The organism is Leifsonia sp. 1010 (assembly GCF_031455295.1).
In the GTDB taxonomy this organism is placed as follows: Bacteria; Actinomycetota; Actinomycetes; order Actinomycetales; family Microbacteriaceae; genus Leifsonia.
In genome coordinates this window covers 917034-936042 of sequence record NZ_JAVDSL010000001.1, presented here as the reverse complement: position 1 = coordinate 936042, position 19009 = coordinate 917034, and the positions used below count along the sequence as shown (strand labels likewise).

At 71.2% G+C, this 19009-nt stretch carries 23 protein-coding genes; 17 read left to right on the top strand and 6 right to left on the bottom strand.

Translation table 11 applies throughout. The features are described from left to right. Positions 1-14 precede the first annotated feature (14 nt). Complete coding sequence (locus J2Y42_RS04485) at positions 15-368, top strand: FHA domain-containing protein (RefSeq protein WP_309855421.1); 354 nt, start codon at positions 15-17, stop codon at positions 366-368. A 43-nt stretch (positions 369-411) separates the two neighbouring features. Here the strand turns inward: J2Y42_RS04485 and J2Y42_RS04480 are convergent, their stop codons facing one another. Together J2Y42_RS04480 and J2Y42_RS04475 are read right to left on the bottom strand one after the other, a co-directional pair. Further along, positions 412-954: a hypothetical protein gene (locus tag J2Y42_RS04480; RefSeq protein ID WP_309855419.1), complete on the bottom strand. Its 543-nt coding sequence runs from the start codon at positions 952-954 to the stop codon at positions 412-414. 29 nt (positions 955-983) lie between these two features. Further along, positions 984-1397, bottom strand: coding sequence for a DUF4383 domain-containing protein (locus J2Y42_RS04475; RefSeq protein WP_018188979.1), 414 nt, complete (start codon positions 1395-1397; stop codon positions 984-986). A gap of 165 nt (positions 1398-1562) precedes the next feature. Here J2Y42_RS04475 and J2Y42_RS04470 point away from each other — a divergent pair, with 165 nt between their 5' ends. Continuing rightward, a complete protein-coding gene (locus J2Y42_RS04470; RefSeq protein ID WP_309855414.1) occupies positions 1563-2831 on the top strand; it encodes a serine hydrolase domain-containing protein in 1269 nt (422 codons plus the stop codon). 15 nt (positions 2832-2846) lie between these two features. Here J2Y42_RS04470 and J2Y42_RS04465 read toward each other — a convergent pair whose 3' ends face one another. From J2Y42_RS04465 to flgN, 4 genes are read right to left on the bottom strand one after another with little or no spacing between them, the layout of a single operon-like run. After that, positions 2847-3230, bottom strand: coding sequence for a flagellar assembly protein FliW (locus J2Y42_RS04465; RefSeq protein ID WP_309855411.1), 384 nt, complete (start codon positions 3228-3230; stop codon positions 2847-2849). Then, on the bottom strand, positions 3227-4099 hold the full coding sequence (flgL, locus tag J2Y42_RS04460) for a flagellar hook-associated protein FlgL (RefSeq protein WP_309855409.1): 873 nt from the start codon (positions 4097-4099) through the stop codon (positions 3227-3229). Before flgL ends, J2Y42_RS04465 begins: the two co-directional genes overlap by 4 nt. A 14-nt stretch (positions 4100-4113) precedes the next feature. Beyond that, a complete protein-coding gene (flgK, locus tag J2Y42_RS04455) occupies positions 4114-5538 on the bottom strand; it encodes a flagellar hook-associated protein FlgK (RefSeq protein WP_309855407.1) in 1425 nt (474 codons plus the stop codon). 4 nt (positions 5539-5542) lie between these two features. After that, complete coding sequence (flgN, locus tag J2Y42_RS04450; protein WP_309855405.1) at positions 5543-6034, bottom strand: flagellar export chaperone FlgN; 492 nt, start codon at positions 6032-6034, stop codon at positions 5543-5545. A 387-nt stretch (positions 6035-6421) separates the two neighbouring features. Between flgN and J2Y42_RS04445 the strand changes: the two genes are divergently transcribed. The 15 genes from J2Y42_RS04445 (at position 6422) to J2Y42_RS04375 (ending at position 19009) form a co-directional block, all read left to right on the top strand. Continuing rightward, the gene (locus J2Y42_RS04445) at positions 6422-7234 is read left to right on the top strand and encodes a sigma-70 family RNA polymerase sigma factor (RefSeq protein ID WP_309855403.1); all 813 of its coding nucleotides are present in this window, start codon (positions 6422-6424) and stop codon (positions 7232-7234) included. Between the two features lie 155 nt (positions 7235-7389). Then, complete coding sequence (locus J2Y42_RS04440; RefSeq protein ID WP_309855400.1) at positions 7390-8235, top strand: flagellin; 846 nt, start codon at positions 7390-7392, stop codon at positions 8233-8235. Between the two features lie 86 nt (positions 8236-8321). Further along, complete coding sequence (fliD, locus tag J2Y42_RS04435) at positions 8322-9707, top strand: flagellar filament capping protein FliD (RefSeq protein ID WP_309855398.1); 1386 nt, start codon at positions 8322-8324, stop codon at positions 9705-9707. Then, positions 9707-10138: a flagellar export chaperone FliS gene (locus J2Y42_RS04430; RefSeq protein WP_309855396.1), complete on the top strand. Its 432-nt coding sequence runs from the start codon at positions 9707-9709 to the stop codon at positions 10136-10138. The genes fliD and J2Y42_RS04430 overlap by 1 nt, the downstream gene beginning before the upstream one ends. After that, a complete protein-coding gene (locus J2Y42_RS04425; protein ID WP_309855394.1) occupies positions 10119-10460 on the top strand; it encodes a hypothetical protein in 342 nt (113 codons plus the stop codon). The genes J2Y42_RS04430 and J2Y42_RS04425 overlap by 20 nt, the downstream gene beginning before the upstream one ends. A 358-nt stretch (positions 10461-10818) precedes the next feature. Further along, on the top strand, positions 10819-11160 hold the full coding sequence (gene flgB, locus J2Y42_RS04420) for a flagellar basal body rod protein FlgB (protein WP_309855392.1): 342 nt from the start codon (positions 10819-10821) through the stop codon (positions 11158-11160). 28 nt (positions 11161-11188) lie between these two features. Further along, a complete protein-coding gene (locus J2Y42_RS04415; RefSeq protein ID WP_309855390.1) occupies positions 11189-11581 on the top strand; it encodes a flagellar basal body rod C-terminal domain-containing protein in 393 nt (130 codons plus the stop codon). Further along, entirely contained in the window at positions 11581-11886 is a 306-nt protein-coding gene (fliE, locus tag J2Y42_RS04410; RefSeq protein WP_018188966.1) for a flagellar hook-basal body complex protein FliE, read from the top strand. The genes J2Y42_RS04415 and fliE overlap by 1 nt, the downstream gene beginning before the upstream one ends. Continuing rightward, positions 11886-13487: a flagellar basal-body MS-ring/collar protein FliF gene (fliF, locus tag J2Y42_RS04405; protein ID WP_309855386.1), complete on the top strand. Its 1602-nt coding sequence runs from the start codon at positions 11886-11888 to the stop codon at positions 13485-13487. Before fliE ends, fliF begins: the two co-directional genes overlap by 1 nt. Further along, entirely contained in the window at positions 13484-14494 is a 1011-nt protein-coding gene (gene fliG, locus J2Y42_RS04400; protein ID WP_309855384.1) for a flagellar motor switch protein FliG, read from the top strand. The genes fliF and fliG overlap by 4 nt, the downstream gene beginning before the upstream one ends. Next, a complete protein-coding gene (locus J2Y42_RS04395; RefSeq protein WP_309855382.1) occupies positions 14484-15092 on the top strand; it encodes a FliH/SctL family protein in 609 nt (202 codons plus the stop codon). The genes fliG and J2Y42_RS04395 overlap by 11 nt, the downstream gene beginning before the upstream one ends. Continuing rightward, the gene (locus J2Y42_RS04390) at positions 15089-16417 is read left to right on the top strand and encodes a FliI/YscN family ATPase (RefSeq protein ID WP_309855380.1); all 1329 of its coding nucleotides are present in this window, start codon (positions 15089-15091) and stop codon (positions 16415-16417) included. The genes J2Y42_RS04395 and J2Y42_RS04390 overlap by 4 nt, the downstream gene beginning before the upstream one ends. Further along, entirely contained in the window at positions 16417-16851 is a 435-nt protein-coding gene (locus J2Y42_RS04385) for a hypothetical protein (protein ID WP_309855379.1), read from the top strand. The genes J2Y42_RS04390 and J2Y42_RS04385 overlap by 1 nt, the downstream gene beginning before the upstream one ends. Further along, on the top strand, positions 16848-17525 hold the full coding sequence (locus tag J2Y42_RS04380) for a C40 family peptidase (protein ID WP_309855377.1): 678 nt from the start codon (positions 16848-16850) through the stop codon (positions 17523-17525). Before J2Y42_RS04385 ends, J2Y42_RS04380 begins: the two co-directional genes overlap by 4 nt. Further along, positions 17522-19009 carry a flagellar hook-length control protein FliK gene (locus J2Y42_RS04375; RefSeq protein WP_309855376.1) on the top strand — a complete coding sequence of 496 codons (1488 nt, stop codon included), beginning with the start codon at positions 17522-17524 and terminating at the stop codon, positions 19007-19009. Before J2Y42_RS04380 ends, J2Y42_RS04375 begins: the two co-directional genes overlap by 4 nt.

Below are 19009 nucleotides of genomic sequence, written 5' to 3'. Positions count from 1 at the left end.
GAGAGGGGTCGGACGTGGCGGTGACCTTCGTGCTGGACTTCAGCGACGGACAGCACATCGAGACGAGCGGCAACGGCGTGATCGGCCGAAATCCGGCCGTCCACACGCCGGGGACGGAGATGGACGACCCCGGCCATGTGCAGCTGATCACGATCCAGGACGACGTGAAGTCGGTGTCGCGGGCGCATCTGGCGTTCGGTCAGTACGACGGCGTGTTCTGGGTGATGGACCTGGGGTCGGCCAACGGCACCACGATCACCTACCCGGGCGAGGGCACGTTCGCGTGCGACCCGAAGACGCGGCACGAGGTCGACCCGGGGTCGGTCGTGCGGTTCGGCGCGGAGTCGTTCGCACTGACCCGCCGCTGATCCGGCTCTTGTCCGGCCGCGCGGGAGCGCGGTCGGCGCGTCGTCAGTGGTGGTGATGCACCGTGACGGCGGCGATGCCGGCGTCGGTGAGTCCGAGCGCCGGGATGGTGACGGCGCAGACCGCGCAGGCGCTCAGAACGAGCGCGAGGAAGAAGCGCAGTCCGCCCTGGTGGGGTCGGGCCTTGCCGGCGCGGATGACGACCGCTGCGGTCGCGGCGACGGCGACATCGAGCAGGGAGGCCGCGCCCATGGGGATGAGCGGGAGGGCGATCACCGTGCCGCCGGACGCCGTGGCCCCGACGATGGCGAGCGCCGCCCACAGCCCCACCGGGAGGAGGGCCAGCGCGGGGATGAGGCGGAACGCCGGAGGACGATCGCGCGCGAGGGTCGCGGCCGCCCATCCCAGCTCCGCCACGGCGAGCAGGAGGAAGGCGGCCAGCAGAGCAGGGGGTGCGCTGGGGGCGAGCGCCGCGTGAAGCAGCCCCGCCCCCAGAGCGGCCACGGCGAGGAAGGCGCGGGTCGCCGAGCCCACCGCGACGGCCGTGGTGGCCGAGGCGGCGGGGGCGACCCGCAGCGTTCCTGTCATCCTGCTCATGGGAGCCGTGGCCCCGCCGGTCAGGCGGCGGCCGTCGTGGCGCGCGTTCCGCGGTCGGCGCCGAGGCCGGTGCCGAGGAGGACGATCGCGCTCACCAGGTGGAGGAAGTGGTCGGGGGTGTTCAGCGCGAGGATGTTCGCGTCGGTGCCCACGAGGAAGAAGCCCACGATACCGAGCAGCAGGTAGACCGCACCGACCGTGATGTTGACGGCCTTCGCGGCAGCGACCCGGGTGAGGCCGGCGATCAGCAGCGCGGCGCCGATGAGGAGGTGGGCGATGTTGTGCAGCGGGTTCACTTCGAAGATGCCCAGCAGCAGTCCGCCCTTGGTGGCGACGAATCCGACGCCTCCGGTGACGGCGAAGCCGAGCAGCCCGACGAGCAGGTAGACCGCTCCGAAGATGGTGGCAACAAGGCGGTTCGGAGATGTGCGCATTGTTCGTTCCTTCCGTAGGACGGCGCACGGACGCGCGCCTCACTTGTCCATTCGCAGCATCGGCCCGATCGGATTGCGGCCACAGCCCCTTGCGCGACCGCTCGCTTTCTGCCGCACGTTACAATCGCTGGACACGCAGGGCCGACACCCCGGGGAGTTTCATCGATGCGACGTCACACGAAGTTCGGGCGGATCGCGCTCGCCGCGACCGCGGGACTCGTGGCGCTCGTCCTCTCGGCCTGCACCTCGACGGCGGGCGCGAACCTCCCCGAGCAGCAGAAGGGCGGGTTCTCGGCCGACGTGGACAAGCGGCTCGACTCGGCGGTCACCGACGCCATGACCCTCGCCGATGCCTCGGCCGGGTTCGCCGGAGTCTGGGCGCCGTGGTCGGGAACCTGGACCACCGCGCAGGGGACCACGACGCGGGGAGGCTCGAAGCCGGTCAGCGCGGACATGCGCTTCCGCATCGGCCAGAACACCACGCCGATGACCTGCACGGTGCTGCTGCAGCTCGTCGACGACGGTGAGGTGGGGCTCGACGACCCGCTGACCAAATGGCTTCCGGGGCTGGTCGGGGTCGAGGGCGTCACTCTGCGCGAGCTCTGCCAGAACACGTCCGGCATCGGCGACTACCTGGCGCAGCTCAACCCGGAGTTCATCATGAACCCGACGCGGCAGTGGCCCCCGCTGGAGCTGGCCAGCGACGGGATCGCGATGCAGCGCTACGGCAACCCCGGCGAGAAGTGGGGTCGCTCCTCCACGAACGCGGTCCTGCTCGGCATGGCCCTCCAGAACGCGACGAGTCGCGGCTGGCACGACCTCTACAAGCAGTACATCTTCGACAAGCTCGGGATGACGGCGAGCTCCCTGCCCGAGAGCGCGCAGTTCAGGGTGCCCGGGCCGCATCCCACCGGGTATTCGGTGGGGCTGGACGGGGCGGGCGCCATCGTCTGCGACCCGATGCGCGATGTGAGCAGCATGTCGCCGTCTCAGGGCTGGACGTCGGCCGGAGTCGTCTCCACCGTCACCGACCTGAAGGCGTTCGGCCAGGCGCTCGCGTCGGGCAGCCTCCTCAGCGAGAAGTCGCGCAAGGCGCAGGCCGACGGAATCGTGATCGGCCAGTCGTGGGAGAGCTACGGGCTCGGGATGCAGATGCTCGGCCCGCTGCGTGGCAGCAGCGGCGCGGTGCCCGGATACCTGTCCGCGGTGTACGCGGATCCGGCGTCCGGCCTGACGATCGTGGTTGCGCTCAACAACTCCACCCCCGGACCGGGCTTCGCCCAGCTCCTGGCCCAGCGCCTCGCCTCGATCGTCTCCAAGACGCCGGCGAAGGAGAAGGGTGCGAAGGTCGTCGCATCGCTGCCCTGGTCCGAGCAGCAGACGGTCGACGGCATGACCAAGTCGGCCCCCTGCCCGGCCAAGAAGGCCGGTTAGCCGGCGAACGCGGGGTTATGCTCCTGCGAGAGCAGCCAGCTCGGCGCGCACCGGGAAGGCGTCGTCGTCGAGCACCAGCTGGAGCGCCGACCCGGTCGCCCGGTTGACGATGACGGGCGCCAGCAGGTTGACCGTGCTGCCTTCGCGCGACGGCGTGACCACGACGAGCAGCAGTGCGTCCGAGGCCTCGGCGATGGCGAGCTCGGTGGCGCGGTCGTCCGGCAGTTCCGGCGAATAGCCGGGGAGGTGGCGCTCGGCGTCGATGGTGAACAGCCGGATCTCGGGCCGCTCGACGGACGCCAGTGTGTACAGCCCGTCGGCGCCGGCGACCGGGTCGAGGTCGAAGACGTCCAGCGGCTCGAGTCCGGGCGGCGGGGTGAGGAAGCGGACGGCGCTCACCGGAGGAAGTCCATCAGCGTCGGCTGGAGCACGCGGGCCGTGACGGCGATCGCGGTCTGGTAGTTCACATCCTGTGTCTTCAGGTCGAGGATCACCTTGCTCAGGTCGACGTCCTCCAGCGACGAGCGCTGGCCCTCCAGCGCGTTGGCTCCGACGGCGAGGGCGTCCTTGGCCTTGTCGATGCGGGTCTGCCGACCCCCGACCTCCGCGTGCTCTCCCACGATCGCCTTCATCCTGTCGTCGATCTCCCCGAGCCGCGGGGCGACGTTCACGCCCGTGCGGAGATCGTTCGCCGTGTTGTCGATCAGCGCGAACACCGACGTGGCGCCGGTTCCGAAGACCGCGGCACCGTCCGCATCCACCCGCACCGTGGTGTCGGGGCCGATCCTGCGCTCCACTGTACTTCCCGCCACGCCGGTGAACGAGTAGTCCGGCTGGAAGGCGACGCCCGCGTCCGAATTGCCGGCGAAGACCGTCCTGCCCAGGTAGGTGCTGTTCGCGAGCGACAGGAGGCTCTTCTTCAGACCGTCGAGTTCCGTCGCGATCGACTCCTTCGCCGCGGGCGACATGGCGCCGTCGTTGGCGCCCTGCAGGGTGAGGTCGCGGACCCGGCGCATCAGCGTCTCCACCGAGCTGAGGGCCGAGTCGGCGGTGGTCAGCCACGCGTCGCCGTTGTCGACGTTGCGCTGGTACTGAGCGGTGGCGGCCGCATCGGACCGCACGCCCATGGCGCTCGCCGTGGCGGTGGGGTCGTCCGACGGCTTGTTCAGCAGCCGGCGGCTGGTGGCCTGGTCGTACAACTGCGCCTGGCGCTGCAGGCTGAGCTGCAGGTTGCGCTGGGCATTGAGGGTCTGGGTGGCGTTGGTCACGCGGCTGATCACGGTTATCTCCCGACGAGTCCGGTGTGGTTGATGAGCACATCGAGGGCCTCGTCCACGGCGGTCATCACGCGCGCGGCGCCCTGGTAGGCGTGCTGGAAGGACAGCATGTTCATGTTCTCCTCGTCGAGGTCGACGGAGGAGCCGGCGAGCTGGGCGTTCGTCGCGGCGCTGCTCGCGAGGTCGGCGAGGTCCGACTGCTGCTTCTCCGTGCGGCTGGCGACGCCGACCCGCACGACGAAAGACGACCACTGCTTGTCGACGCCGTTCGCGCCGGTGCCGAGCTGGCTGATCGCGTCGGCGATGCTGCCGTCGCTGCCACCCGCTCCGGGGGTGCCCGTGGCGATCTGGCCGACGCCGGTCGGCACGACGGAGAGGCCCAGCGCGGCCGGCTTCGTGGGGTCGATGGCGAAGAAGTCGAGGCCGGTGGCGCCGGTGGGCGTCGCCCCGGTGGAGTGGACGGCGTTGACGCGCTGGGCCAGGGTCACGGCGAACGCGTTGTAGCTGACGGCTGCTTCCGCGAGCACTCCCCCGGTTCCGGAGGCGTCGGCCGGGGCGAGCGTGGAGACGGCTCCGGCGATGGATCCGCCCTCGAGCGCGATCGCGGCGCCGGGCCGGTACGCCCACTCGAGGCGCGCCGGGTCGGTCGCGGCGTCGGTCATGCGGGAGGCCCCGGCTGCCTTCACGAGGTTGGTGCTGGTGCCGGAGACCAGCGCGTTTCCGCCGACCAGCACATCCACCGTGCCGTCGTCGTTCGGCCGGACCACTCCCCCGGCGAGCCTGGCGATCGATGCGGTGAGCAGGTCGCGCCTGTCGAGCAGCTCGTTCGCCGACTGACCCGACGCCAGTGCGGAGCGGATGCGGCCGTTGAGGTCGGCGACGGCGGTCGCGGCCGTGTTCAGGTCGGAGGCCATGCCGTCCATCGACGCGCGGAGCGTGCTCCACTGGTCGTCGACCGAACGGTACCCGGTCTGCAGCTGCGTGACGAGGCTGCCCGCCTGGCCGAGCAGCACGCCGGCCGGCGCCTGCTCCCCCGCCTGGTTGGCGACGTCGCCCCAGGCCGACCAGAACTTCTGCAGCTGGGCCGACAGACCGTTGGTCCCCGGCTCGTTGAGCGACTGCTCGAGGGTGGCCAGGGCGTCGGCGCGCGTGTTCGTGTAGCCGGACAGTGCGGTGGTGGTGCGGACCCGCGCATCCAGTGCGGCGTCGTCGAGGCGCTGGATGCCGTCGATCGTGACGCCCTGACCCGGGCGGACGCCGCCGCTGAAGAGCCCGGCGGACGACAGCGCGGGCACTCCCGACGTCGTCACGCGCTGCCGGGTGTAGCCCTGCGTGTTCGCGTTCACCAGGTTCTGACCGACCACGTCGAGGCCCGCCTTGGCGGCGACCAGCCCGGTGTACGCGGTGTTCAGGCCGCTGAAGGTGCTCATCCGGTCAGGCCTCCGTGTCGAAGAAGCGCGCGGTGTCGCCCGCCCGATCCGTGCCGCCTGCTCCGTACACGCCCGGGTCGTTGCCGGCGCCCGAGAGCGAGCTCAGCGTCTCCTGCGTGGAGCGGGCCGCCTCCCGGAGCAGGCGCTCGTTCGTGTCGCGCACCTCGGCGATCTGCGCGGTCAGCTCGGTCATGGCCGCGAGGTGCGACCCGAAGATGTCGGACCAGATGCCGTCCGGGGCGGCGGTGGCGAGCTCACGGAGGGTCGCATCCTGGCCGAGGCCCCACTCCTCTGCCAGCGCGGCGACCTCGACGGTGCGGGCGAGGCCGACAGCGCGCATCCGCTCGATGACCTGCTCGACCTCACGGGTGGCGTGCGAGATCCACCGCGACTTGCCCGCGATGAGCAGCAGCTGCTCCTCCTCCAGCTTGAACAGCAGCAGCTCGAGGAGCTCGCGTTCCTTCCAGAGCTGCGCAGAGAGTTCGCTCGCGGCCATGTCGCTACCAACTTCCTCGTGAGTCGATGTGCGCACCTGGTCTCCTCGGGTTCCGAAGGCGGTGGATGTGTTCCGCCACCCCAGACCATCGGCACGCTTGCGCCCGATGTTAGGCGCGTGACCACCCCGGCGAGAGGCACGACGTACCGCTTTCCGGGGTGCTGCCAGTATTCCCCGTACTGGGGGTACGCACTGCCCCATAATGGGGACAGAAAGCATGCAATCTGAACAGTCTCGAATTGTTACCGTGAACAGCGGAAGACTCCTAGCACCTCGCTCGGCACCCGACCCAGCCCGAGCGTCCACCGCACCGCCCGAGTACCCGTGACGCCCTCCCCGAACGAGGTCGACGCGCGGTACCCGTCCGATGAAGAGGGGTCGCCCAGCGTGAACCGGAACGAACGCAACACGCTCGTCGTGGAGAACCTGCCGCTGGTCGGCTATCTGGTCTCCGACCTGTGCTCCCGTGCCACCCACCTGTCGCGCGACGACCTGGCCTCGGCCGGCGCCGTCGCCCTCGTCCAGGCGGCCGACGCGTACGACTCCACCACGGGCGTCCCGTTCGGCGCCTACGCCCGTACCCGCATCCTCGGCGCACTCGCCGACGAGCTGCGTGCATCCGACTGGGCCACACGCTCCGCGCGCAAGCGCATCAAGGAGACCCTCGCGGTGCAGGAGAGCCTGACCTCCGCTCTCGGGAGGAAGCCCACCGTCGACGAGATCGCCGGGGCGCTCGGCGTCGACCGCGAAACGGCCGCGGCCGGCCTCGCCGACGCCTCCCGCACGGTGACGGCGCTCGACGAGACCATCGAGCCGCTGCTCGTCTCCGAGACGGTCGGCCCCGAGGAGTCCCTGCTGGCCGATGAGCAGACCGCCTACGTTCGTGCGGCTGTCGCCGCCCTCCCCGAGCGGATGCGATCCATCGTCGAGGCCATCTACTTCGACGACCGCACGGTGACCGAGATCGCGGAGGAGCTGGGGATCACCCACTCCGCTGTGTCGCAGCAGCGCTCGGAGGCCATCCGCCTCATGCGCGAAGGCATGGCCACCCACTACGCCGACGAGGGCGACCCCGTCATCATCGAGGCGAAGACCTCGCAGGCCCGGCGCAGCGCCTATCTGGCGCGTCTCGCGCAGCACGCGGTCGCGGGCGTCTCGCGCCTCTCCCCCACGTCCCCGAGCTCTGCCCGGGCGTCCTGAGCCATCAGCTCCTGACTTTTTCCGCCTGAATCGGCCGAAAAGAGCGAAAAAGTCAGGAGCGGATTGCTGCTAACGGGACGGACAAGACAGCCGATAGAGGCTGATGCGGACCACGGAAGGGCCGCGAATCACCACCCAGTCATGGAGGAAACATCATGGGTATGCAGATCAACACCAACATCGCGGCGAACAACGCCTACCGCAACCTGAACAACACGCAGAGCGACCTCTCGAAGTCGCTCGAGAAGCTGTCCAGCGGCCTCCGCATCAACCGTGCGGCGGACGACGCGGCCGGTCTCGCCATCTCGGAGGGCCTGAAGTCACAGGTCGGCGGTCTGACCGTCGCGGCCCGCAACGCTCAGGACGGCATCAGCGTCGTGCAGACCGCTGAAGGCTCGCTCACCGAGGTCCACTCCATCCTGCAGCGCATGCGCGACCTCGCGGTGCAGGGCGGTAACGACTCGAACTCGGTCGACTCCCGCAAGGCCATCCAGAAGGAGGCGGACGAGCTGAGCAAGGAGCTCTACCGCATCACCAACGGGACGAACTTCAACGGGATCGACCTGCTGAAGGGCGGCAAGCTGACGTTCCAGGTCGGCGCGGGCGACACCGCGAATGACTCGATCGACGTCAACCTGGCGAACGTCTCCACCGCGGTGGGCACGCTCGCCTCGACGGACGGCATCGCCGCCGGCGCCGGCTTCGCGGTGACCGACAACGCCACCTCGAAGACGACGATCACCGCGATCGACGCCGCCATCACCTCGGTGTCGACGGCTCGCGCGGAGCTCGGCGCCTCGCAGAACCGCCTCGAGTCGGCGTCGCGCAGCCTCGCGGTCTCGAAGGAGAACCTGTCGGCCGCGTCCAGCCGCATCACCGACACCGACATGGCGGAGGAGATGGTGAAGTACACCCGCTCCAACATCCTGTCGCAGGCCGGCACCGCCATGCTCGCCCAGGCGAACCAGGGCAACCAGGGCGTCCTGCAGCTGCTCCGCTGATAGGCCCGGCGGCCGGGGCGTAGTCCCCAAAGCGCGCCCCGGCCGCCGACCAACCGCATACCACGTCGTAGGAGGGAGATCACCGCATGGGCATGGCCATCGACGGCCTCATCAGCGGCCTGAAGACCACGGACCTCATCGACAGCCTCATGCAGGCCGAGGCGGTTCCGCAGACCCTCCTCAAGAACAAGGTCGCAGACTCCTCCAGCTTCATCTCGGCGATGCAGGCGCTGAACTCGAAGATCGCCGCCCTCAGCGACTCCGCCTCCAAGCTGGCTCTGCCGACCGGCACGGATCTGCACACCGCCACCACCGGTTCCACGACCGTGACCGCGACCGCGGGCACGGGGGCCGTGGACGGCACTATCGACTTCACTGTGGACCGCCTGGCGCAGTCGCAGGTCATGGTCACCGGGCCACTCACCGAATGGCCGGACCAGCCGCCGACTCTGACCTTCGTCGCCGCCGACGGGACCGTGACCCAGGTCACCGCGAGCAGTTCGTCCCTGGCCGATGTCGCCGCCGCCATCAACAAGGCGGGGGCCGGCGTCAGCGCCACCCGCGTCGCGGCGGGACTCGACCCCGCGACCGGCCAGCAGCTCTATCGTCTTCAGCTCAGCTCGACCAAGACGGGCGCAGCGGCCGCATTCACCGCCTATCGCGGAACGTCGGCGGATGTGACGGCGGGCACTGCGACCAACCTCCTCGCTGACGCCGGGGCGTCTCAGGTCCGCCAGGCGCAGGATGCACAGCTCACCCTCTGGGCGGGCACCGGCGCCGCTCAGGCGGTCACCAGCGCCACCAACACCTTCTCCGACGTACTGCCCGGCGTGACGGTGACGGCGACCGCGGCATCCACCACCCCCGTGACGCTCACGGTCGCGCGCGACGACAAGGCCATCTCGGATGCCGCGAAATCGCTCGTCTCGACGGTGAACGACATCCTCAGCTACATCAGCGCGAAGCAGGCCGTCTCCACCTCCACCGACACTGCCGGCGGGACGGTCGTGACCGCGGGCGTGTTCACCGGTGAGTCCGTCACGCGCGACGTGAACCAGAAGCTCGTCGACGCGATCATCGCTCCGATCGACGGCGTCTCCCCGTCGACCTACGGCATCAGCATCACGCGGGATGGCGCGGTCACCTTCGACCCCGACGTCTTCGCGAAAGCGATGGCCGCCGACCCGGACAAGGTGAACGCGGCGGTGGCCGTCATCGCGCAGCGCGTCGCCGACACGTCGAAGGGTGCGAGCGACACGTACTCGGGCTCGCTCTCGCTCAAGATCCAAGGCGAGCAGGCGACCGTCAAGAGCCTCAACGACCAGATCACCGACTGGGACACCCGGCTGTCCGACCGCAGGTCCTCGCTGGAGAAGACCTACGCGAACCTCGAGGTCCAGCTGCAGCAGTTGCAGTCGCAGTCGTCGTGGCTGACCGGCCAGCTGTCCTCCCTCCCCTCTGCGAGCAAATGATGAACGTCCTCACCTCCGCCGCCGCAAAGCTCTCGGCCTACAACCGCGACAGCGTCCTGTCGGCCAGTCCGGCCCGGCTGCTCACGATGCTGTACGACCGCCTGCTTCTCGACCTGTCCCGCGGCGAGTCCGCCCTCGTCGCGGAGCAGTGGCCGACGGCCTGGGAGAACCTCCGTCACGCGGACCAGATCGTCGCCGAGCTGGCGGGAACCCTGCGCGTGGACCTGTGGGACGGCGCAGAGGGCCTCCTCCAGTTGTACGGCTACCTGGCCGATCTGATCGTCGGCGGAATGATCGAGCGCGACCCGGGCAAGGTGCGCGAGGCGATCGCGCTGGCCGAGCCGCTGCGCCAGACCTGGCACGAGGCGGCCGCGCTGCTGCCGGCGGTCGGTGTCACCGCGGAGACCGGTCGTGACCTCGGCGTCGCCTGACGGCGCATCGCGCGCCGACGAGACGGTGCGCGACACTCCGCCGGATGCCGTTGCCTGGGCCGATGCACTCGACCGGATGGAGCAGGAGCTCCACGGAGCGCTGGCGCAGGTGGACCCGGTGCCCTGGCGTCCGCCGATCGCGCTGGGCCCGATCCCGCCGGAGCTGCAGGAGCGCGCGACGCGTCTCCTGGAGGCCCAGTTGCACACCATCCGCTACCTCGAGGACGTGCGTCAGACGACCGCGCGGCACCTCGCGGCGGTGCGTGCTGTACCCCGGTCCGAGGTCGGCGCGCACCCGGTCTACTTCGACCTGATCGGCTGACTCCCCATAGCAGTTCTCCACCTGTGGATAACTCTGTGCAGAATCAGTGGATGAGAGCGCGAATGGTGTGGAGGACACGCGCGAGATGTGTGCACTCTCAGATTCCCAGGTTCTGAAAACCCGGCTTGACCAGGAGTTTCCCTCCCAGTCTGTGAAGATCGAACACCCCTTCGAAACCACACCGGTGTAATTCACATCGGGGTACACGCTGTGGATGACGGTGTGGGAAATCGCCCGGCGAACACGCCCGGGACGTCGTCCCTAACGGTCGGGGGAGAGCTGCCGATAGCTCCTTTCGAGCACGGATCGCTCATCGACTTGGCCACGGATGGGCCGCCCCCGACCCAGGAGTGCAGCTGTGCTCGAATCCGTGACCAGCGCCGCCCTCGCGAGCGCCCTCGACGGCCTCGCCGCGCGCCAACGCGCCATCGCGAACAACATCGCCAACGTCAACACCCCCGGCTACACCGCCGAGCGCGTGTCGTTCGAGGACGCCCTCGCCGCCTCCGTCGCCGACCACGACGGACACGCCGCCGCGACGACCGCTCGCTCTCTGGAGCCGACGCGGCTCGACGGCAACAACGTCAACCTCGACACCGAGACGCTCTCGAACGTCGACACGGTGCTGCGCTTCCAGTTCGCCTCGCAAGCCGCAGGCGGGCAGTTCTCGGCCATCCGCGCCGCCCTGAAGACCACCTGAGCCAGGACACCGACGAGAGGAGCACGACATGACCTTCGACGCCATCGGGATCGCCGGGACGGGGCTGAACCTGCACCGCCACTGGCTGGACGCCATCTCCGACAACCTGGCCAACATCAACACCGCGAAGCCGACGGACGGGGCCGCCTTCCAGGCGCGCTACGTGGTCGCGCAGGAGGGCGAGGGCGTCTCGGGCGTCTACGTCGCCGGCGCCGCCCTCGGAAGTGCCGAGGGACGCATGGTCTACGAGCCGGACAACCCCGTCGCCGACGAGAAGGGGTACGTACGGTACCCCGACATCGACCTGTCCGAGCAGATGGGCTCGCTGATCATGGCGCAGCGCGGCTATCAGGCCAACGCGGCCGTCGTCGACCGCGCCAAGGAGACCTATCAGGCAGCACTCCAGATCGGGAGGAACTGATGCCCATCCCCGCGATCGGAGCGCTCTCCGGCATCGACGCCACCGCCGGGGTCTCAGCGACCCAGCAGACCGGCGGAACCGGGGGAGCCGCCTTCGGCAACGCCCTCACCGGGGCGATCGACGACCTACAGGGGCTGCAGGGCACGAGCGACCGCCTGGCGATCCAGGCCGTCACCGGCAACCTCGACGACATCCATAACGCGACGCTCGCCTCCACGCGCGCGCAGGTCACCCTGGAGCTCGTCGCCGGCGTCCGGAACAAGGCGGTCGACGCCTTCAACGAGATCATGCGGATGCAGGCCTGATGCCTCAGCAGGTGACCAGTTTCTTCCGGCGGATCGGCGACTCGATCCGCGGCTTCTCCGTGGCCCAGCGGGTGATCGCCATCATCGGTGTCGCGGTCGTCGCCCTCGGCGCGACAGGTCTCGCCCTGTGGGCGTCGCAGCCGTCGTACACGCCGCTGTTCTCGGGTGTCGCGGCGTCGGACGCCTCCGCGATCGTCGACCAGCTGCGCACGGACGGCGTGCCGTACCAGCTCACCGATGGCGGCTCGACCATCCTCGTCCCGCAGGAGAAGGTCTACGACGAGCGCCTCAAGGCCGCTTCGGCCGGTCTCCCGGCATCCACCACCGGCGGGTACTCGCTGCTCGACAAGATGGGCGTGACCTCGTCGGAGTTCCAGCAGAACGTCACCTACAAGCGCGCGATGGAGGGCGAGCTCGGCAACACGATCGCCGCCATGAAGGGCGTCAAGGCGGCGTCGGTGCGCCTCGCCATCCCCCAGGAGACGGTCTTCGCGGCCGAGAAGAAGGACCCGACCGCGTCGGTCTTCGTCGAGACGCAGAGCGGGGTGACCCTCAGCGCCGACCAGGTGCAGGCCATCGTGCACCTGACCAGCGCTGCCGTTCCCGGCATGAAGCCGACGGACGTCGCCGTCGTGGACGCCGACGGCACCGTGCTGAGCACGGTGGGCGGCGGAGCGACCGGGGGAGCGGACAAGCAGGCGAGCGACTACGAGACCCGGGTGAAGTCCGCGGTGCAGGAGATGCTCGACAAGGTCGTCGGCGCCGGGAACGCGACCGTCGCCGTCGCGGCGGACGTCAGCACCGAGAGCGCGCAGCGCACGGAGGAGTCGTATTCGGCCCCGACGGATGCGCCGTCGCTCAGCGAGACGACCCAGAAGGAGACCTACACGGGTTCCGGCGGCAGCAACGCCGGTGTGCTCGGACCCGACAACATCGCGGTCCCGAACGGCACCAACGGCAACGGAACCTTCAACTCCGAGTCGAGCACGAAGGACAACGCGGTCGACAAGGTCACCGAGCAGCGCACCATCCCGGCCGGTGCCATCAACCGGCAGACCGTCTCCGTCGCCCTGAACTCGGACGCCGTGGGTGATGTCAGCGCCAACGAGATCCGCAATCTGGTGAACGCGGCCGCCGGCATCGACGTCAAACGCGGCGACTCGGTCAGCGTCGAGATGGTGCCGTTCAGCAAGACCGGTGCGACCGAGGCGGCCAAGGCGCTGCAGGAGGCGAAGGATGCCGCCGCGGCCGACCAGCTCAGCGGCATCATCCGGACCTCCGTGATCGCAGCCGCGATCGTCGCCGCGGCCATCATCGCGTTCCTCCTGTTCCGCCGCGGCCGGCGCCGTGCGGCCGAGACGGCGGCGCTCGCCGAGGACGCCGACACGCTGGCCCTCGACGCCGCGGCCTTCCCGATCGCGCTGGAGCAGGCCGCGCCGACGGTGCCGATGCAGCTCGACCCGCTTCCCGACCCGACGCCCGACCCGGCCGAGGTCGAGGCCGACCGGCGGCGTGCCGAGATCGAGGCGCTCGCCGAGCGCGACCCGCAGCGCACGGCGGAGTTCCTCCGCAGCCTCATGGATGACAGGGCGGGCGTATGAACACCGTCCTGACCGGCGCGCAGAAGGTCGCGGTCGTGCTGATGAACATGGATCAGCAGCGCGCCGCCCAGGTGATGAAGCAGTTCTCCGACGAGGAGGCCGACGAGATCACCGCCGAGATCCTGCGGCTGCGCCGGGTGGATCCGGGCGTCGCCGAGAAGGCGCTCAGCGAGTTCCACGACCTGGCGACCCGCGGTGCCGTGACCACGCGGGGCGGCCGGGACATCGCGGTCGGATTGCTCGAGGCGTCGTTCGGCGCCGAACGGGCGACGGGCGTGCTCAACAGGGTCGCATCCAACCTGGCGGGCAAGCAGTTCGAGTTCCTCGACGCGGTGGAGCCGGCGCAGGTGCAGATGCTGCTCGCCGGGGAGCTGCCGCAGACCAGCGCGCTCGTGCTCGCGCACCTGCGGGCCGATCACGCGTCCCGCGTGCTCGCCGGGCTGGATGACACGGCACGCACCGAGGTCGCCCACGCCATCGCCACCATGGGATCGCCCAGTCCCGACGCGGTGCGGGTCGTCGCCGAGACGCTCAAGCAGCGGGCCAGCGCGGTCGTGTCGTCGCGGGCGGCGTCCGACGCCGTCGGGGGAGTGCAGCCGCTCGTCGACATCATCAACCGGTCCGATGCGGCCACCGAGAAGGCCCTGCTGGAGGCGCTGGAGCAGCGCGACCCGCAGCTCGCCGAGGAGGTGCGGTCGCGGATGCTCACGTTCGACGACATCGTCCGGCTCGAATCGCGCGACGTGCAGCAGGTGCTGCGCGGCGTCGACGCCGCCGTCCTGGCCGTCGCGATGAAGGGCGCGTCGGAGGCGGTCACGGAGGTGATCACGACGAACCTCTCGGAGCGCAACCGCGAGATCCTCGAGGACGAGGTACGCATCCTCGGTCCGGTGCGGGTGTCGCAGGTGGAGGACGCCCGGGCCGAGATCGTCCGGGCCATCCGCGACCTGGAGGCGACGGGCGCCATCACGGTGCAGCGCGGGGACGAGGACGCGTATGTCGAATGACGCCGCCCTCGTGCGCGATTTCGCGCCGCTGACCGTCCCGGTGCTGGCCGAGACGGAGAACGAGCGCGCCGCCATGACGGCAGCCCGTTCCCGCGGCTACGCGGCCGGCTACGCCGAGGGACGCCGTGCGGCCGCGCGCGAGCAGGCGGAGTGGGTCGACCGGGCCGACGCGGCCCGTGCCGCGGAGTCGGCGGAGGCGGCCGAGCAGGTCGCGGTGCTCGCGCGGGCGCTCCGCACGGCGGCCGTCGAGCTGCGGGAGGCGACCGTTCCGGTGCTCGCCGACGCGGAGTCCGCGCTGGTGGATGCGGCGTTCGAGCTGGCGACGGCCGTCGTCGGCGTCGCGCTGAAGGACCGGGTCGCCGCCGCGCGCGCTGCCGTCGCACGGGTGGTCTCCGCAGCGCCGGGCGGCATCGTGCCGGCGGTCCGCCTCCATCCCGATGACATCGCCGCCCTCCGCGCGGCCGGGGCGGGGGAGGACCTGCAGCTGGTCGCCGACCCGACGCTCGCGCCGGGCGACGCCATCGGTGAGCTCCCGCACGGCTGGCTGGATGCGCGCATCCACGCCGCCCTCGACCGGGCGAAGGAGGCCCTGTCGTGAGCGCGGTGCTTAACCCGGTCGTCGGCGGTCGCTGGGATGCGGCCGTCGCGGCCGCGCAGGTCGAGACCGTCGGCCGGGTCAGCGCCGTGGTGGGCCTCGGCGCCGAACTCGAAGGAGTACCCGCCGCGATCGGCGACGTCGTCGTGATCGGGGAGGAGCCGGGCGTTCACGCCGAGGTCGTGGCGACGACGGCCGACCGTGTCCGCGTGATGCCGTATGGCCCGCTGACCGGTGTGGCGGCGGGTGCCGCCGCGCGTGCCGTGCGCGCCCCGCTGCTCGTCCCGACCGGGCGGGGGATGCTCGGCCGCGTCGTCGACGCGCTCGGCCGCCCCGTCGATGGCCGCGGGCCGATCGAGGCGGACAGCTTCGTCGCACTGGGCAACCGCGCACCCGACGCGATGCGCCGCGCGCGCATCCTGCAGCCCATCGGCCTCGGCGTCCGCGTGCTCGACACGATGGTGAGCACCGGCCGCGGCCAGCGCCTGGGTCTGTTCGCCGGCTCGGGCGTCGGCAAGTCGTCGCTGCTCTCGATGATCGCGCGGGGGACCGACGCGCAGGTGTCGGTCATCGCGCTGGTGGGGGAGCGCGGGCGCGAGGTGCGCGAGTTCCTCGAAGACGACCTCGGCCCCGACGGCCTCGCACGCTCGGTCGTGGTCGTGGCGACCTCGGACGAACCGGCCGTCATGCGCCTGCGTGCGGCGTTCGCGGCGACCCGCATCGCCGAGGCGTTCCGCGACGAGGGCGCCGACGTCGTGCTGATGATGGACTCCCTGACCCGTGTCGCCATGGCGCAGCGCGAGATCGGCCTCTCGGCCGGAGAGCCGCCCGCGACGCGCGGTTACCCGCCGTCGACGTTCTCGCTGCTCGCGCAACTGCTCGAGCGGGCGGGGACGGGCGAGACCGGCTCGATCACCGGCCTGTACACCGTGCTCGTGGACGGCGACGACCACAACGAGCCGATCGCCGACGCGGCGCGCTCCATCCTCGACGGTCACGTCGTGCTCGACCGCAGGCTCTCGGTCGTGGGGCACTTTCCGTCGGTGGATGTGCTGGGCTCGGTCTCCCGTCTCGCCTCCCGCGTGACGACCCCCGAGCAGCGCGCGGCGGCGATCGCCCTGCGCAGCGTGCTGGCCGCCAAGGTCGCGGCACAAGACCTGCTGGATGTCGGCGCCTACAAGCCGGGGACCAATCCGAAGGTGGATGCGGCGGTCGCCAACGCCGACGCGATCGACGCCTTCCTGCGCCAGGGAATCGGCGAACCGGCCCCGTCGGCGGAGTCGTGGGCCCGGTTGCAGGCACTCATCGGGATGCTGGGAGGCGTGTGATGGCACGAGCATTCGCACTGGCCGGTCTGCTGCGGCTGCGGCAGATCGAGAAGGAGCACGCCGCGAGCGACCTCGCCGCGGCCAACGCCCTCCGGCGGGATGCGGGGGAGCGGCAGGCGCGCGCCATCGCCGCGCTGCACGCCGTGCCCGCGGAGGCGACCGATGCGGGGACGCTCTTCGCCATGGCCGCCGCGCGCGCATCCAGCCGCAGCATGCTCGCCGACCTGTCGGCGCTCGCCGCACAACGCGAAGCCGATGCGGCTGCTGCGCAGGAGGCGTTCACCGAGGCGAAGAAGCGCGCGGTCGGGCTGGAGAAGCTCGAGAACCGCCACCGTGCCGAGGTGATCGCCGGCGAGCTGAGCGCCGAGCAGTCGGCCATCGACGAGATGGCCACGGGCGCGTGGCAGCGCGCGCGAGAAGGGGGAGAGGCATGACCGTCACGGACGCCATCGGGCGCATCGCGCAGATCCAGGCGACGCTGGTGCAGCTGGAGAACCCGGCGAAGACGGCGGCTGCCGGGTCGGCGTCGTCCGCTTCCGGGACATCGGGCGCGTCGGCCACGTCGGCCACCGACTTCGCCGCTGCGCTGTCCGGCGCGCTCGGTGCGACGAGCGGTTCGGGATCACCGACGGGCGCCGATGTCGTCGCGGACGCCAAGAAGTACCTCGGCGTCCCCTACGTCTTCGGCGGCACCAGTGCTTCCGGGCTCGACTGCTCCGGGCTGGTGCAGCGCGTGTTCAAGGATCTCGGCATCGACGTGCCGCGCCTCGTCTCCGGGCAGTCGACGGTCGGCACCGAGGTGCCGTCACTCGCTCAGGCGCAGCCCGGCGACCTGATCGTCACCAACGGCGGCGAGCACATTGTCATCTACGCGGGAGACGGCAAGGTCATCCACGCTCCGAGCGAAGGGCGCAACGTCAGCCTCGTGGACAACTGGATGAGCGACTCCGACATCGTGACGATCCGGCGGGTGCTTCCCCAGGCGGCGCCGGCGAGTGCGGCGTCGGCGGTTTCGGGGCTCGGTGGCTCTGCGTCGTCCGCGTCCTCCGCCCAGGCGGACATGATGCGCTCGCTGTTCGCGTCGCTCGTTCAGGGAGGCTCCCTGTGAGCCCGGCGACGGTCACCTCCGCTTCGCCCGCCGCGCCGTCCACAGCGGCCCGGCCGGGCGCCGGCGCGACGAAGGGCTCCGCCGACGCGTTCGACGCCTTCCTGCAGGGCGCGGTGGATGCCACCCCGCGGGATGCGCACGGCGGATCGCGGCCGAAGGCGGCGCGCGAGCACGACCGGGGTGTGGACAAGCCGGATGCGTCCGGAGCTGCCGCCACGCGAGACACCGCCCGACCGGCGGAGGCCGGGGGTGCGGACGGTCAGAAGAATGCTGCCGCCGGCACTGACGGCACGTCAGCGGGTGCCGCAGCGACCGGCACGGAAACGGCGTCATCATCGCCGACCGCGCCGACGCAGGCCGCCACCACCGTTCCTGGTCTGCCGGCCGCTACGACGTCGCCCGTCGTGACCGCTCCAGTCGCATCCGCCCCAGCCGCACCCGCCCCGGCCGCCGCATCCCCGCTCGCCGCCGCCACGGCCGCTGTCGCGCCTTCCGATGTCGCCCAGATCGTCGGCGCGTCGTCCGGGGCCGCCGCCGCGCCCCAACCCACCGCCGCGACGTCCCCGGTCTCCGGCGCCCCGGCACCGAGCAGCGACATCGCGTCACCGCTCGGCCCGAATCAGGGCAACGAGTCACCACTCGTGGCGACCGCCGCGGTCGCGGCCGCGGCGGAGAGCGGAGAGGCGGGCGCCTCGCCTCGACCAGCTCGCGGTGCGAGCGACCCCGCTGCCGCTTCGCGCGCGAATTCCGGCGAGGCCGGCGCTGCCGCGGCTCCCACAACGGGAATCGGCGGAGCGGCGCCCGCGTCCACGGCTCCAGCGGCAGTCGCCCGAACAGACGCCGGGCCGACGGCGCCCCTTCCGGCCCCGCAGACCGCCACCGCCGGAGTCTCAGCCGCGGCGGTGACGTCCGCAGCTGCCGCGCCCACCGCATCCACTCGCCCGGAGCCGTCTAAGACGGACCCGGTCGCCGCACCGACGGCCGCCCCGCAGCCGCTGCCCGGTCTCGACCGCGCTCCGGCCGCGCAACCGGTCGCCGCCCCCGCGTCCTCCGCACCCCAGCCCACCCTCGGCGCCCAACTCGCCCGCCCGGTGTTCACCCTCGCCGCGGCCGGCGCCGGCGAGCACGTGATGACCGTGCACGTCACCCCCGACACGCTCGGCCCGGTCACGGTCCGCGCGCACGTCGGCGGAGAGGGCGTCCGCGTCGAGCTGTTCGCGCCGACGGATGCCGGGAGGGATGCGCTGCGTGCCATCCTCCCGGACCTCCGCCGCGACCTCGGCGGCGCAGGCCTCACCGGCACCCTCGACCTGTCGTCGCAGAACCAGCCGGCGCCGCAGCACGACGCACCCGGCGGCGGTCGTCACGGCGCACCGGAGGGACGCCCGACCGCGACCCGAGCCTCCGAGGGCGTCGCAGCCCCCCGATCCACCCCGTCCGCACCCGCGGACGGGTCCGCGCACACCATCGACCTGATCGTCTAG